The sequence below is a fragment of the Marseilla massiliensis genome (assembly GCF_016899955.1).
In the GTDB taxonomy this organism is placed as follows: domain Bacteria; phylum Bacteroidota; class Bacteroidia; order Bacteroidales; family Bacteroidaceae; genus Prevotella; species Prevotella intestinigallinarum.
Map to the genome: position 1 here is coordinate 30,255 of NZ_JACJJL010000029.1, position 15,916 is coordinate 46,170.

12 protein-coding genes are annotated in these 15,916 nt (G+C 63.0%); all 12 read left to right on the plus strand.

Annotated elements, in window-relative coordinates; translation table 11 throughout:
• Positions 1 to 10: 10 nt before the first annotated feature.
• The 12 genes from H6B30_RS13705 (at position 11) to H6B30_RS13760 (ending at position 15,608) form a co-directional block, all read left to right on the plus strand.
• A complete protein-coding gene (locus H6B30_RS13705; protein ID WP_239484054.1) occupies positions 11 to 493 on the plus strand; it encodes an FtsL-like putative cell division protein in 483 nt (160 codons plus the stop codon).
• Positions 490 to 2,637 (plus strand): PASTA domain-containing penicillin-binding protein, encoded by a 2,148-nt coding sequence (locus tag H6B30_RS13710; protein WP_205111541.1) that lies wholly within the window; start codon positions 490 to 492, stop codon positions 2,635 to 2,637. Before H6B30_RS13705 ends, H6B30_RS13710 begins: the two co-directional genes overlap by 4 nt.
• Positions 2,638 to 2,708: 71 nt before the next feature.
• Complete coding sequence (locus H6B30_RS13715; protein ID WP_205111543.1) at positions 2,709 to 4,163, plus strand: UDP-N-acetylmuramoyl-L-alanyl-D-glutamate--2,6-diaminopimelate ligase; 1,455 nt, start codon at positions 2,709 to 2,711, stop codon at positions 4,161 to 4,163.
• Between the two features lie 181 nt (positions 4,164 to 4,344).
• Positions 4,345 to 5,616 (plus strand): phospho-N-acetylmuramoyl-pentapeptide-transferase, encoded by a 1,272-nt coding sequence (locus H6B30_RS13720; RefSeq protein ID WP_205111545.1) that lies wholly within the window; start codon positions 4,345 to 4,347, stop codon positions 5,614 to 5,616.
• A 291-nt stretch (positions 5,617 to 5,907) separates the two neighbouring features.
• Positions 5,908 to 7,239: a UDP-N-acetylmuramoyl-L-alanine--D-glutamate ligase gene (gene murD, locus H6B30_RS13725; RefSeq protein WP_205111547.1), complete on the plus strand. Its 1,332-nt coding sequence runs from the start codon at positions 5,908 to 5,910 to the stop codon at positions 7,237 to 7,239.
• 73 nt (positions 7,240 to 7,312) lie between these two features.
• Positions 7,313 to 8,608, plus strand: coding sequence for an FtsW/RodA/SpoVE family cell cycle protein (locus H6B30_RS13730; RefSeq protein ID WP_205111549.1), 1,296 nt, complete (start codon positions 7,313 to 7,315; stop codon positions 8,606 to 8,608).
• A gap of 252 nt (positions 8,609 to 8,860) precedes the next feature.
• Positions 8,861 to 9,976, plus strand: a complete 1,116-nt coding sequence (gene murG / locus H6B30_RS13735) for an undecaprenyldiphospho-muramoylpentapeptide beta-N-acetylglucosaminyltransferase (RefSeq protein WP_205111551.1) — start codon at positions 8,861 to 8,863, stop codon at positions 9,974 to 9,976.
• Positions 9,977 to 10,012: 36 nt separating this feature from the next.
• On the plus strand, positions 10,013 to 11,395 hold the full coding sequence (gene murC, locus H6B30_RS13740; protein ID WP_205111553.1) for a UDP-N-acetylmuramate--L-alanine ligase: 1,383 nt from the start codon (positions 10,013 to 10,015) through the stop codon (positions 11,393 to 11,395).
• Positions 11,396 to 11,426: 31 nt separating this feature from the next.
• Positions 11,427 to 12,209, plus strand: a complete 783-nt coding sequence (locus H6B30_RS13745; RefSeq protein ID WP_338089005.1) for a cell division protein FtsQ/DivIB — start codon at positions 11,427 to 11,429, stop codon at positions 12,207 to 12,209.
• Between the two features lie 39 nt (positions 12,210 to 12,248).
• Complete coding sequence (gene ftsA, locus H6B30_RS13750; protein WP_205111561.1) at positions 12,249 to 13,697, plus strand: cell division protein FtsA; 1,449 nt, start codon at positions 12,249 to 12,251, stop codon at positions 13,695 to 13,697.
• 73 nt (positions 13,698 to 13,770) lie between these two features.
• The gene (gene ftsZ / locus H6B30_RS13755; RefSeq protein WP_205111563.1) at positions 13,771 to 15,114 is read left to right on the plus strand and encodes a cell division protein FtsZ; all 1,344 of its coding nucleotides are present in this window, start codon (positions 13,771 to 13,773) and stop codon (positions 15,112 to 15,114) included.
• Positions 15,115 to 15,158: 44 nt separating this feature from the next.
• Positions 15,159 to 15,608 carry a GatB/YqeY domain-containing protein gene (locus H6B30_RS13760; RefSeq protein ID WP_205111555.1) on the plus strand — a complete coding sequence of 150 codons (450 nt, stop codon included), beginning with the start codon at positions 15,159 to 15,161 and terminating at the stop codon, positions 15,606 to 15,608.
• Positions 15,609 to 15,916 lie beyond the last annotated feature (308 nt).

The window sequence follows — 15,916 nt, forward strand, 5'->3', positions numbered from 1 at the left end:
CCTATTGACAATGGCAGACAAGGATAAGGAACAGCAGGGCCAGGCAGCCGGCGGCAGCGCCGCACAGGCAGAGGCCGGGGCCGGGCAGCAGTGGGAGAGCCCCGACGAACAGTTGGCGGCGGCCATCAGGGAGAGCGCGCGCGAGGAAGACCCGCGCCCCTCGGCCACGCTCACGCTGCGCAAGATACTCGGAGGCGACATACTCAACGCACAGCTGGTGAGGAGCCAGATATGGCTCGTGGTGATAGTGGTCGTCTTCACAATAATATATGTGGCCTTCAGGTACCAGTGCCAGCAGGACCTGGTGACCATCAACAGGCTTGAGGCCGAGCTCAAGGACGCCAAGTACAAGGCCCTGTCGAGCTCGAGCACGCTCACAGAGCGGTGCCGCGAGAGCCACATACTGGAGATACTGAAGAACAATGCCGACAGCCTGCTGCACCCGGCAGAGCAGCCGCCCTACATAATAACCGTACCCGACGAGGAGGAATGAGCAAGTTTAACAGCGATAAGGTCATGCCGCGCTACTTCGCCATAGCCGTGGCGTTCACACTGATAGGCGTTGCCATCATCGGCAAGGCCGGATACATCATGACCGCCGAGAAGCAATACTGGAGCGAAGTGGCCGCCAGGCTCGTGCGCGACAGCCTCAGCGTGAAGCCTACGCGCGGCAACATACTGAGCTGCGACGGGCAGCTCATGGCAAGCAGCATACCCGAGTTCAGGATATTCATGGACTTCAGGCCCGGCGGGCAGCGCATAGACACGATGTGGACCGACAGCGTCGACCTAATCTGCGAGGGCCTCAACCGCATCTTCCCGGCCAAGTCGGCCAAGGAGTTCAAGCGCGACCTCACCAAGGGATTCGAGAAGGGGGCGCGCCACTGGCCCGTGTGGAAGCAGCGCATCGACTACGGCACGTACACCGAGGTGAAGAAACTGCCCGTCTTCAGGCTCGACAAGAACAAGGGGGGCTTCCACACCGAGGAGTTCAACTCGCGCCGCAGGCCCTTCGGCTCGCTGGCCAGCCGCACCGTGGGCGACATGTTCGGCGCCAAGGACACGGCCAGGTGCGGCCTCGAGCTGTCGTATGACTCCATACTGAGGGGCACCGACGGCATCACCCACCGGCGCAAGGTGCTCAAGAACTACATGAGCGTGCCGGTGACGCCGCCCGTGAACGGGGCCGACATCATCACCACCATCGACGTCACCATGCAGGACATCGCCGAGCGGTCGCTCATCGACGAGCTGCGCAAGGTGAACGGCGACATGGGCGTGGCCATACTCATGGAGGTGCAGACGGGCGACGTCAAGGCCATGGTCAACATGACACGGTGCGCCGACGGCGAGTACCGCGAGATAATGAACAACGCCATCAGCTACAGGTGCGAGCCGGGCTCGGTGTTCAAGCCGGCCTCGATAATGGTGGCGCTCGACGACGGCGTGGTCGACACGAGCTACGTCATACACACCGGCAGCGGCGTGATGGACATGCACGGGCGCTTCATGAAAGACCACAACTGGCGCCGCGGGGGCTACCAGGACATCAACGTGGCCAGGGCGCTCGAGGTGAGCAGCAACATCGGGGTGAGCTACGTGATAGACCGTTTCTACTACGACCACCCCGAGAAGTACGTCGAGGGGCTCTACCGCACGGGCATAGCCGACGACCTGCACATACCGCTCGTGGGCTACGCCAAGCCAATCATACGCATGCCCAAGAAGAACAAGCGCGGCCAATGGCTCAATTGGAGCAAGACGGCGCTGCCGTGGATGAGCATAGGCTACGAGACACAGGTGGCCCCGATAAACACCGTGGCGTTCTACAACGCCATAGCCAACGACGGCAAGATGATGAGGCCGCGGTTTGTGAAGAAGGTGGTGAAGAACGGCGAGACCATCATGGAGTTCCCGCCCGTGGTGCAGAAGGAGCGTATATGCAAGCCGCAGACGGTGCGCACGCTGCAGACGGTGCTCGAGCACGTGGTGAGCCAGGGCCTTGGCAAGAAGGCCGGGTCGAGGCTTTTCCGCGTGGCCGGCAAGACGGGCACGGCCCAGGTGTCGAAGGGGGCGGCCGGATACCACAGCGGCACCGTTGACTACTGGCTGAGCTTTGCAGGCTACTTCCCCGCCGACGAGCCCCGCTACAGCTGCATAGTGTGCATACGCAAGTCGGGGCTGCCCGCATCGGGCGGCGGTATGAGCGGCCTGGTGTTCCACCACATAGCCGAGGGCGTGATGGCGCGCCACATAAAGCTGAGCATCGACGACGCCCGCGACCCGTCGGCGGCGATGGTGCCCGAGGTGAAGTCGGGCAACGTCGTGGCTGCCGACTACGTGCTGCGCGACCTCGGCGTGGCGTCCAACCGCGACTGGGGCGGCACCGGCAGCGCCGGCACCCCGGTGTGGGGCAGGGCCACCACGGGCCCCAAGGCCGTCGACCTGGCGCGGGTGAACACGCCCAAGGGCACCGTGCCCGACGTCAGGGGCATGGGCGCGAGCGACGCCGTCTACCTGCTCGAGAGCCAGGGGCTCAGGGTGAGGCTGCACGGGCGGGGCCGGGTGAAGCGCCAGAGCTGCGAGCCGGGCACCACGCTGCGCCGCGGGCGGGAGTGCGTGCTCTATCTGGAATAGGCCCGCCGGGCCCGCGCGGCGCCGGCCGACGGCGCCAAAGGCATACATACGAACCAAAACATAAATGCAATATGACACTTAGCGACTTGCTCAAGAATGCCGGCCCGGCGCGCATAGTAGGCGACGCGGGGGCCGAGATAACGGGAGTGCAGATTGACTCGCGGCGCGTGAAGCCCGGCGACCTGTTCGTGGCCATGCGCGGCACGCAGGCCGACGGCCACGCCTTCATACCCAAGGCCGTGGCCCAGGGGGCCGCCGCCGTGCTCTGCGAGGAGCTGCCCGCCGAGGCGGCGCCGGGCGTGGCCTACGCCGTGGTGCCGTCTACCGAGGACGCCGTGGGCCCGGTGGCCACGCTCTTCTACGGCGACCCGTCGCGCAGGCTCAGGCTTGTGGGCGTCACTGGCACCAACGGCAAGACCACCATAGCCACGCTGCTCTACGAGATGTTCCGCAAGATGGGCCACAGGTGCGGCCTCATATCTACGGTGTGCAACTACATCGACGGCGAGAGGCTGCCCGCCGACCACACCACCCCCGACCCCATAGAGCTCAACTCGCTGCTGGCCCGCATGGTGGCCGAGGGCTGCGAGTATGCCTTCATGGAGTGCTCCAGCCACGCCATAGCGCAGAAGCGCATCGGGGGGCTGGCCTTTGCCGGGGGCATATTCACCAACCTGACGCGCGACCACCTTGACTACCACAAGACGTTCGAGAACTACCGCAACGCCAAGAAGGCCTTCTTCGACTCGCTGCCAAAGGGGGCTTTCGCCATAACCAACGCCGACGACAGGAACGGGATGGTGATGGTGCAGAACACCAAGGCCACGGTCAAGACCTACTCCACGCGCTCGATGGCCGACTTCAGGGCCCGCATCGTGGAGTGCCACTTTGAGGGCATGTACCTCGAGGTGGACGGGCGAGAGGTCGGCGTGCAGTTCATAGGCAAGTTCAACGTGAGCAACCTGCTCGCCGTTTACGGCGCGGCGGTCATGCTGGGCAAGCAGCCCGACGACGTGCTCGTGGTGATGAGCACGCTGCACAGCGTCAGCGGGCGCCTCGAGCCCATCAGGTCGCCCGAAGGCTTCACGGCCATCGTCGACTACGCCCACACGCCCGACGCCCTCGAGAACGTGCTCGCGGCCATACACGAGGTGCTCGGCGGCAAGGGGCGCGTGATCACCGTGTGCGGCGCGGGCGGCAACCGCGACAAGGGCAAGCGCCCGCTGATGGCCCAGGAGGCCGTAAGGCAGAGCGACACGGTGATAATAACCAGCGACAACCCCCGCTTCGAAGACCCGCAGGACATCATCGCCGACATGCTCGCCGGGCTCGACGCCAGGCAGATGAAGAAGGTGGTGAGCATAGCCGACCGCCGCGAGGCCATACGCACGGCCTGCATGATGGCCCGCAAGGGCGACGTGGTGCTCGTGGCAGGTAAGGGCCACGAGGACTACCAGGAGATAAGGGGGGTGAAGCACCACTTCGACGACAAGGAAGAACTGAGGAAGGTGATGGGCCTGGCCTGACGCCGGGGCCGGGGGCAGCGGTAGCCGGAGGCGTTTGCGCCGGGCTGGCGCGGAATGGCAAGACGGCCCCCGCGGCCGCGCCGGATGGCCCCCGCCGCATTGCCAAACGGCCTGTTCCGCGGGCCCGGACGGCACGTTCCGCGCCGCGCCTCAAAGTAATGAAAACGTAATAAAGCAAGACATGTTATACTATCTGTTCCGATTCCTCGACCAGTTCGGCATACCCGGGGCCCACGTGTGGTCGTACATATCGTTCCGCTCGCTCATGGCCCTGGTGCTGTCGCTGATAATCTCGGCGTGGTTCGGCGAGAAGTTCATCAAGTACCTGCGCCGCAAGCAGATTGCCGAGACGCAGCGCGACGCGTCCATCGACCCCTTCGGGCTGCAGAAAGTGGGCGTGCCGTCGATGGGCGGCGTGATAATCATTGTGGCGATACTCGTGCCCGTGCTGCTGCTCGGGCGCATGCGCAACATCTACATCATACTGATGATAGTCACCACTGTGTGGCTCGGGCTGCTCGGCGGGCTCGACGACTACATCAAGATATTCCGCCACAACAAGGAGGGGCTGCGCGGCAAGTTCAAGATTGTGGGCCAGGTGGGCCTCGGCCTCATAGTGGGGCTGGTGCTCTACTTCAGCCCCGACGCCGTGATGCGCGAGAACGTGGCCATAGAGAAGCAGCAGACCGAGGAGCTGGTGGTCAAGCACCGCAGCCAGGAGACCAAGTCGCTCAAGACCACCATACCCTTTGTCAAAGGGCACAACCTTGACTACTCGAGGCTGATGTCGTTTTGCGGCAAGTACAAGACGGCCGCCGGCTGGGTGCTCTTTGTGGTGATGACCATACTCGTGGTGACGGCCGTGTCCAACGGGGCCAACCTCAACGACGGTATGGACGGCATGTGCGCCGGCAACTCGGCCATCATCGGCGTGGCCCTGGGCATACTGGCCTATGTGTCGAGCCACATCGAATATGCCGCCTACCTCAACATAATGTACATCCCCGGCAGCCAGGAGCTGGTGGTGTTCATGTGCGCCTTCGTGGGCGCGCTCATCGGCTTCCTGTGGTACAACGCCTACCCGGCCCAGATATTCATGGGCGACACGGGCTCGCTGACCATAGGGGGCATCATCGCCGTGGGCGCCATCATCATCCACAAGGAGCTCATGCTGCCCATACTCTGCGGCATCTTCTTCGTCGAGAGCCTCAGCGTGATGATGCAGGTGTGGTACTACAAGATGGGGAAGAGGCGCGGGGTGAAGCAGCGCATATTCAAGCGCGCCCCCATACACGACACCTTCCGCACCGAGGACAGGCAGCTCGACGCCGACTGCCGCTACCTGTGGCGCGGGCCAAAGAGCGTGGTCCACGAGTCGAAGATTACCATCCGCTTCTGGATAGTGACCATCATCCTGGCGGCGCTCACCATAATCACGCTCAAGGTAAGATAGCGGGGGAGGGTTAAGAATTAAAAATTAAGGAATAAGAATTAAGGATTAAGAGTTAAGAACGGGCTGCGCGGTGTGGGCGGAAGGCTGGGGGAAAAGGCTGATGTCTGCACTCCAAGCTAAAGAATTAAACGTTAATAATAAAAAGTAAAGAGAGAGCTGAGCGGTGATAGTCGAATGCAAATGCCTGTACTCCTGCACTCCTGCACACCTGTCTCCTAAAGGCGTGCTCCGGTACTCCCGCATTCCGATTGCCATCACTCCTGCAACTCCTCATAAAAACGATACGGAAGGATGAAAAGAATAGTGATATTAGGGGCCGGCGAGAGCGGCGCGGGTGCCGCCGTGCTGGCAAAGAAAGAAGGCTTCGACGTCTTTGTGTCCGACATGTCGGCCATCAAGGACAAGTACAAGCAGATGCTCGACAGCCACGGCATAGCCTGGGAGGAGGGCCGCCACACCGAGGAGAAGGTGCTGCGGGCCGACGAGATAATAAAGAGCCCGGGCATACCGTCGGACGCCCCGATGGTGCTCAAGGCCGTGGAGCGCGGCATCCACATCATCAGCGAGATTGAGTTTGCCGGGCGCTACACCCGCTCGAAGATGATATGCATCACCGGCAGCAACGGCAAGACCACCACCACGTCGCTCATCTACCACATCTTCAGGCAGGCGGGCTACGACGCCGGGCTGGCCGGCAACATCGGACACTCGCTCGCCCTGCAGGTGGCCGAAGACCCTCACGAGTATTACATCATCGAGCTGAGCTCGTTCCAGCTCGACAACATGTACGACTTCAGGGCCAACATAGCCATATTGCTCAACATAACCCCCGACCACCTCGACCGCTACGGCAACTGCATGCAGAACTATGTCGACGCGAAGATGCGCATCATACGCAACCAGACGGGCGACGACGCGTTCATCTACTGGAACGACGACCCCATCATCCGTCGCGAGCTCGACAAGTATGACATCAAGGCCGTGCAGTGCCCGTTCTCCGAGCTCAAGGAGCGCGGCAGCATAGGCTACATCGAGGAGGGCCAGTACAAGATAGAGTGGCCCACGCCATTCAACATGGAGCAGGAGTCGCTCAGCCTCACTGGCCGCCACAACATATACAACAGCCTGGCCGCGGGCATCGCCTCTAACATCAGCGGCATACGCAAGGATGTGATACGCAAGAGCCTCAGCGACTTCCCCGGCGTGGAGCATCGCCTCGAGAAGGTGGCCACGGTGCGCGGCGTGCTCTATGTCAACGACTCGAAGGCCACTAACGTCGACGCCTGCTGGTATGCCCTGGAGAGCATGAAGACCAAGGTGGTGCTCATACTCGGCGGCAAGGACAAGGGCAACGACTACAGCGCCATACGCGACCTGGTGGCCGAGAAGTGCTCGGCGCTGGTGTACCTCGGCGCCGACAACGCCAAGCTGCACGCCTTCTTCGACCCCCTGGGCCTGCCCGTGCGCGACACCCACTCCATGCGCGAGTGCGTCGACGCCTGCTACGAGCTGGCCCAACCCGGCGAGACGGTGCTGCTCAGCCCCTGCTGCGCCAGCTTCGACCTGTTCAAGAACATGGAAGACCGCGGCGAGCAGTTCAAGGACATGGTAAGGAAGCTATAGCCCAAGGCCCGCCCCGGGTGCCCGGCCCGCAGCCCGGGCCGCCGCGTCGGCGGGCAAACCAACCGTAACGACAATGAACAAAAAGCTATCCAACATATTCAAGGGAGACAAGGTCATCTGGATGGTCTTCTTCTTCCTGTGCATGATAAGTGTGGTCGAGGTGTTCAGCGCATCGAGCTGGTTCACCTACAAGAACAACAACTTCATCATGCCCATAGTCAAGCACTCGGGCACCATACTCACCGGAGTGGCCGTGGCCGTGCTCACGGTCAACATACCGTGCCGCTACTTCAAGCTCATGACCCCGTTCCTGCTGCTGGTGTCGTTCCTCACGCTGGTGTGGGTGCTCATGGCCGGCGAGACCGTCAACGGCGCGCAGCGCGTCATACCCATACTGGGCTTCACCTTCCAGCCGTCGGAGATAGCCAAGGGCACCATGATACTGGCCGAGGCCCAGATACTGAGCGCCATGCAGGGCGAGCGCGGGGCCGACAAGAAGGCGTTCAAGTACATACTCTGCATATCGCTGCCGCTGGCCTTCCTCATCATGCTCGAAAACCTGTCGACGGCCGTGCTGCTCTGCGTGGTGGTGCTGCTCATGATGATAGTGGGCCGCGTGCCCATGGCGCAGGTGGGCAAGCTGCTGGGCGTGGTGGCCGTGGGCGCCGTGCTGGCGCTGACGCTCGTCATGGCCGTGGGCCACGACAAGGGCCGCGAAGACCCCAGGCTGGCCAAGACCGAGGTGCTCGGGGCCGACGGCTTCGGCGCCGAGGGGCAGAAGAAAGACGAGACGGTGGTCGAGAAGCTCTTCCACCGTGCCGACACGTGGAAGGCCCGCATCGACGACTTTCTCGACGACACCTACATACCGCCCGCCGACTACGACCTCGACCGCGACGGCCAGGTGGCCCACGCCAACATAGCCATCGTGTCGAGCAACGTCATAGGGCGCGGCCCGGGCAACTCGGTGGAGCGCGACTTCCTGCCCCAGGCCTTCTCCGACTTCATCTTCGCCATAATCATCGAGGAGACCGGCATAGGCGGCGCCATCGTCGTGGTGTTCCTCTACATAGTGCTGCTCTTCCGCACGGCGCGCATAGCCAGCCGCTGCGAAAACAACTTCCCGGCATTCCTGGCCATGGGGCTCGCGCTGATGCTCGTGGTGCAGGCCACGTTCAACATGCTCGTCGTGGTGGGCTACGTGCCCGTCACGGGCCAGCCCCTGCCGCTGATAAGCAAGGGAGGCACGTCGACCATCATAAGCTGCGCATACATCGGCGCCATACTGAGCGTGAGCCGCTCGGCAAAGAAAGCCGGCAGCTCGAGGCGCGGCGACAGCCAGCCCGGCGCTGAGGCCGAGGCAGCCTGACCCGCGCCCGGGGCCAGGCCCAGCGCCCAGACGGCCCCCGCCGCCATGCCGGACGGCCCGTCCGGGATGCCCAAACGGCCCCCGCGGCACAGCCAAACGGCCCGTATTGCCAACTGACTGTGATACAGCGCGCTCGGAGGCGCTGCGCCGCAGGGCCGCGTTTTCCGCCGGAGCCTTAAAAATATGCGGGTAAAATTAGCGCAAACAAGATAAAATTAGTACTTTTGCAGAAAATACAACACTCATTCGGACATGGACGATGAACTGAGGATAATAATAAGCGGCGGCGGCACCGGGGGCCACATCTTCCCCGCAGTGTCAATAGCCAACGCCATCAAGGCGCAGCACCCCGGGGCAAAGATACTCTTCGTGGGGGCGCTGGGCCGCATGGAGATGCAGCGCGTGCCGGCGGCGGGCTACGAGATAAAGGGCCTGCCAATATGCGGCTTCGACCGCAAGAACATGCTGCACAACGTCAAGGTGCTGTTCAAGATATGGAAAAGCCAGCGCATGGCCCGGCGCATCATACGCGAGTTCAGGCCCATGGCGGCCGTCGGCGTGGGAGGATACGCCAGCGGGCCCACGCTCAACGAGGCCGCCAAGATGGGCGTGCCGTGCCTGCTGCAGGAGCAAAACTCGTATGCCGGCGTCACCAACAAGCTGCTGGCCCGCAAGGCCCAGCGCATCTGCGTGGCCTACGACGGCATGGACCGCTTCTTCCCCTCCGACAAGATATTGAAGACCGGCAACCCCGTGCGCCAGTCGCTCACGCAGGTCAAGGCCACGCGCGAGGAGGCGCTGGCCTCGTTCGGCCTCAGCGCCGGCCGCAAGACCATACTCATAGTGGGCGGCAGCCTCGGCGCCCGCACGATGAACGAGAGCGTGCTCGGCCACCTCGGCGAGATAAAGGCGTCGGGCGTGCAGTTCATTTGGCAGACGGGCAAGTACTACTCGGAGCACATAGCGGCCGAGCTGGCCCGGCGCGGCAAGCCCGCCAACCTCTACGTGACCGACTTCATAGCCGACATGGGCGCGGCATACCGCGCGGCCGACCTCGTCATCAGCCGCGCCGGGGCGGGCAGCATATCCGAGCTGTGCCTCGTGGGCAAGCCCGCCATACTCGTGCCGTCGCCCAACGTGGCCGAAGACCACCAGACGAAGAACGCCATGGCCCTCGTGGCCAAGGACGCCGCAATATGCGTGAGCGACGCCCAGGCCCCCGCCACCGTCATCGCGACGGCGCTGGAGACCGTGGCCGACAACGAGCGCATGGCCCTGCTCGCGGCCAACATCAGGCGGCTGGCAATGCCCGACGCCGCCGACACCATAGCCCGCGAGGTGGTGCGCCTGGCCCGGCAGGGAAGGTGACGCGGCCCAACGAACCAACAGAACAAACTAACACAAATGGAACAGAAAGACATAAAGGCAGTTTACTTCATAGGCGCCGGCGGCATAGGCATGAGCGCCCTGGCACGCTACTTCATGGCCCGCGGGCTGGTGGTGGCCGGATACGACAAGACGCCCACGCCGCTCACAAGGCAGCTCGAGCGCGAGGGGATGCTGCTGCACTACGAGGAGAACACCGACGAGATACCCCACGTGTGCAAGAACAGCAAGGCCTGCCTCGTGGTGTACACCCCGGCCATACCCGCCGACCACGCCGAGCTGCGCTTCTTCCGCGACGGGGGCTTCTGCATAGAGAAGCGAGCGCAGGTGCTCGGCGAGCTCACGCGCTCGCACAAGGGCCTGTGCGTGGCAGGCACGCACGGCAAAACCACCACGTCGGCCATGTGCGCCCACATCATGCACCAGGGCCACCTTGACTGCAACGCCTTCCTCGGCGGCATAGCCAAGAACTACGGCACCAACTACATACTCAGCAAGAGCGACTACGTGGTCATCGAGGCCGACGAGTACGACCGCTCCTTCCACTGGCTCAGCCCGTGGATAAGCGTGGTCACGGCCACCGACCCCGACCACCTCGACATATACGGCACCAAGCAGGCCTACCTCGAGAGCTTCAGCAAGTACACCTCGCTCATACAGCCGGGCGGGGCACTCATCATGCACACAGGGCTCGAGATGCAGCCCCGCCTGCAGCAGGGAGTGGAGCTGTACACCTACGGGCGCGACGCCGGCGACTTCCATGCCGAGAACATAAGCATCGAGGGCGGCGAGATAACGTTCGACTTCGTGTCGCCCGCAGGCCGCGTGGCGGGCGTTAGGCTGGGCCAGCCCGTGCCCATCAACATCGACAACGGGGTGGCCGCCATGGCCATGGCACAGCTGGCCGGGTGCACCGCCGACGAGCTGCTCTACGGCATGGCCACCTACGGGGGCGTCGACCGCCGCTTCGACTTCAAGATACGCACGCCCAGGCTCGTGCTGCTCAGCGACTACGCACACCACCCGAAGGAGATACAGCAGAGCGTGGCCAGCCTGCGCGAGTTGTACGCCGACAGGCACATCACAGCCATATTCCAGCCCCACCTCTACTCGCGCACACGCGACTTCTACGCCGACTTCGCCCGCAGCCTGAGCCTGCTGGACAACGTGGTGCTCTGCGACATCTACCCGGCGCGCGAGCAACCCATCCCCGGGGTGACCTCGAAGCTCATCTACGACAACCTGGCCGAGGGCGTGGGCAAGGAGATGATAAGCAAGGACGAGGTGCCCGACTATGTCAGGTCCCACGACTTCGACGTGCTCGTGGTGCTCGGGGCGGGCGACATCGACAGCTACATGCCCCAGATAACCAAGATACTGCAAGAAAGGACAAAAGACTGAGCCGCCCCACGGCGGCTACGGCGACATGCCAATGATGATGAAGCTAAACTGGAAGAAAACAGCCCTGGGCGCCCTGAGCGCCGCCCTCGCCGCATACCTGCTGCTGGCCGTCACCGCATTCAACAAGCCGCAAGGCAAGGCCACGGTGTGCACGCAGGTGAAAATCAACATTGCCGACAGCTCGGTCGACGGCTTCCTCGACGCCGACGAGATAAAGCGCATGCTGCAGGGCAAGGGTATCTACCCGCTGGGCAGGCCCATGGCGGCGGTCGACACGCGACTCATCGAGGAGACGCTGCGCCGCAGCCCGTTCGTGGCCGGGGCCGAGGTGTACAAGACCGACGGCGGCTTTGTGTGTATAGACCTCAGCCAGCGCACGCCCGTGGTGCGCGTCAAGTCGGCGTCGGGCGACGACTACTACGTCGACAACCACGGGGGCATCATGGCCAACACGCGCTACGTGAGCGACATCGTCGTGGCCACGGGCCCCATAAGCCGCGCATACGCCAAGCGCGTGCTCACCAGGATAGGCAACACCATAGCCTCCGACAAGTTCTGGCAGAGCCAGGTGGTGCAGCTCAACGTGCTCGCCGACGGCTCGATAGAGATGGTGCCGCGCGTGGGCGACAACATAGTGTACCTCGGAAGGCCCGTGGGCGTGCAGCGTAAACTCGACAGGCTGCGCAAGTTTTACAAGTACGGGCTCAGCCGGGTGGGCTGGGACACGTATTCGTACATAAGCCTCGAGTTCGACAACCAGATTATCTGCAAGAAGCGGCAGGCCCCGGCGCCGGTGCAGGCACCCGCCGAGTGACAACGACACCAAAACCGACAACAAGAAAAAGAAATAATGATGGCAGCAAAGGATTTTATAGTGGCAATAGAGCTCGGCTCTTCGAAGATGACCGGAATAGCCGGGAAGAAGAACCTTGACGGCAGCATCAACGTGCTGGCCGTGGTCAGGGAAGACTCCTCGTCGTTCATCCGCAAGGGCGTCGTCTACAACATCGACAAGACCGCGCTATGCCTGACCAACATAGTGAGCAAGCTCACGGCGCAGCTCAAGACCGAGATAACCCAGGTGTATGTGGGCGTGGGCGGCCAGTCCATACGCAGCGTGCGCAACGTGATAGCCCGCGACCTGCCGGCAGGCACCAAGGTCACACAAGACATGGTTATCGAACTGATGGACGCCAACCGCAACATGAAATACCCCGACCAGGAGATACTCGACGCCGCCGTGCAGGAGTACCGCGTAGACACGCAGCTGCAGCTCGACCCGGTGGGCATACAGTGCTCGCGGCTCGAGGGCAACTTCCTCAACATCCTCGAGCGCAAGGCGTTCTACAAGAACCTCAACAAGTGCTTCGAGACAGCCGGCATCAACGTGGCCGAGATGTACCTCGCGCCGCTCGCGCTGGCCGACAGCGTGCTCACCGAGGCCGAGCGCCGCTCGGGGTGCGTGCTGGTCGACATGGGGGCCGACACCACCACCGTGGCCGTGTTCAGCAAAAACATACTCAGGCACCTGGCCGTCATACCGCTGGGCTCGGCGAACATCACCAAGGACATAGCCTCGCTGCAGATGGAGGAGGCCGACGCCGAGAAGATGAAGCTGAAGTATGGCAGCGCATACACCGACAACACCGACATCGACAACTCGCTCAAGCTGCCCATAGACGCCGACCGCAGCGTAGAGAGCCGCAAGTTTGTGGAGATTGTCGAGGGCCGTCTCGAGGAGATAATAGAGAACGTGTGGTACCAGATACCGTCGGAATACTACGACAAGCTGCTCGGCGGCATCATCCTCACCGGAGGCGGCTCGAACATGAAGAACATCGAGCGGGCCTTCATGAACCACACCCACGTGGAGAAGATAAGGGTGGCCAAGTTTGTCACCCACACCATACACTCCACCAACCCCGACATAACGGTGAAGAACGGCACCATGAACACCGTGCTCGGGCTGCTTGCCAAGGGCGACATCAACTGCGCCGGGGGCGAGGTGGTGCCCGGCGGCGACATCTTCACCTCGGCCAAGCCGGCCCAGAGCGCCAGCGAGCAGCCGCCCAAGGCGCGCCAGCCCCACGAGATACAGCCGGGCGTGGTGCAGACCGAGGCCGAGAAAAGGCAGGCCGAGGAGGAGGCCCGCCTGAAGCGCGAAGAGGAAGAGAGGCTGGCCCAGGAGCGCGAGCAGGAGGAGAAAAGGCGCCTTGAGGAGGAGAAGAAGCAGAACAGCCCGCTCCACAAGTTCATCAAGCGCATCAAGGACATAGGCCGCGTCATCATCTCCGAAGAGTGAGGCCCAGAGCCGGGCGCAGCCCCGCCGGGGGCGCCGCGCCCACCATCCATAACCCGTAACAACAATGAAAGATATGGCAGACAACAGCAATTACCCAAACAACATAGTTGACTTCGGAGCTCCCGAGAAGGAGCACAGCATAATAAAGGTCATCGGCGTGGGAGGCGGCGGAGGCAACGCCGTCAACCACATGTACCGCGAGGGCATACACGACGTGACCTTCGTGCTCTGCAACACCGACAACCAGGCGCTCAACGACTCGCCAGTGCCGGTGCACCTGCAGCTCGGCAAGGAGGGCCTCGGGGCCGGCAACAGGCCCGAGCGCGCCCGCCAGGCTGCCGAGGAGAGCCTCGACGACATCAAGGCCATGCTCAGCGACGGCACCAAGATGGCGTTCATCACCGCCGGCATGGGCGGCGGCACCGGCACCGGCGCCGCCCCGGTGATAGCCCGCGTGAGCAAGGAGATGGGCATACTCACCGTGGGCATTGTCACCATCCCGTTCCGCTTCGAGGGCGCCCGCAAGATTGACCAGGCCCTCGACGGCGTGGAGGAGATGGCCAAGCACGTCGACGCGCTGCTCGTAATCAACAACGAGCGGCTGCGCGAGATATACCCCGAGCTCACCGTGCTCGACGCCTTCGGCAAGGCCGACGACACACTGAGCGTGGCGGCGCGCAGCATTGCCGAGATAATCACAGTGCACGGGCTCATCAACCTCGACTTCAACGACGTGAAGACCGTGCTCAAGGATGGCGGCGTGGCTATCATGAGCACCGGCTACGGCGAGGGCGAGGGCCGCGTGAAGAAGGCCATCGACGACGCGCTGAACTCGCCGCTGCTCAACGACAACGACGTGTTCAACTCGAAGAAAATACTGCTCAGCATATCGTTCTGCGGCGAAAACGACGGCAAGGACGGCCTGATGATGGAGGAAATGAACGACGTGAACGACTTCATGGCCAAGTTTGGCGGCGACTTCGAGATAAAGTGGGGGCTGGCCACCGACCCCGAGCTGGGCAAGAAGGTGAAGGTGACCATACTGGCCACGGGATTCGGCATAGAGAACGTGGAGGGAATGAACGGCCACCTCAAGCGCCACACGCAGGAAGACGCCAACCGCATGGCCGAGGAGCAGGAGAAGGCCGCCGAGCGCCAAGACCGCCGCAACCGCTACTATGGCAACGAGGCCGGCAGCATGAAGTACAAGCGCCGCCCGCACATTTACCTCTTCAGGCCGGAAGACCTTGACAACGACGACGTAATCTCGGCCGTAGAGCAGACGCCTACCTACAAGCGCACGCGCGAGATACTGGACAGCATACACTACCAGGCGGGCAACATGGCGCCCGACGTGCAGAAGCCCGACGACGACACGCCCGCCGAGCCGGTGCAAGGAACCATTAGGTTTGCATGAGCCGGGGCCCGTGGCCTAAGCCGTGCTAAATAAACTATACTATCATGACACTATTTGAACAAGTAAGCAAAGACATCGTTGCAGCAATGAAGGCCAAGGACAAGGTGCGCCTCGAGGCCCTGCGCAACATCAAGAAAGTGTTTCTCGAGGCCAAGACCGCCCCGGGAGCCAACGACACCCTCGAGGATGCAGACGCGATGAAGATACTGCAGAAGCTGGCCAAGCAGGGCCACGACTCTGCCGAGCTCTACGCCGGGCAGGGCCGCCAGGACCTGGCCGACGCCGAGCTGGCGCAGGTGGCCGTCATCGAGGGCTACCTGCCGCAGCCTCTCACGGCCGAAGAGATAGAGGCTGCCGTGCGCGACATCATAGCCCAGACGGGCGCACAGTCTGTCAAGGACATGGGCCGCGTGATGGGAGTGGCCTCGAAGCAGCTGGCGGGCCGCGCCGACGGAAAGTCAATCAGCGAGGCCGTCAAGAGGCTGCTGGCCTGACAGTGGGCCGCAGGCCGCTGTCCCCCGCCATCCACGGGGGGCGTGACGGCATGAGGGCGGGCCGCACTTGGAGCTATCCGAGTGCGGCCCGCCTTGCTTTGTGCTCGCCCCCGTGGCGGGGCTTTGCCCCCAATTGGGCATCAGGGCCAAAAGTTTTTCTGCGTCAGTGATTACTTCATCAAGCCACCCTTTTGCCACAGCCTGCCCGGGTTGCCCGATTGCCCATGCCGGCCCTTTTGCCCGGTGGCGCTGTGGCCTGGCTCGGCCGGGGCGGCCCTCAGTGTGCCGTGGGGCGGGCGGGGGCCATC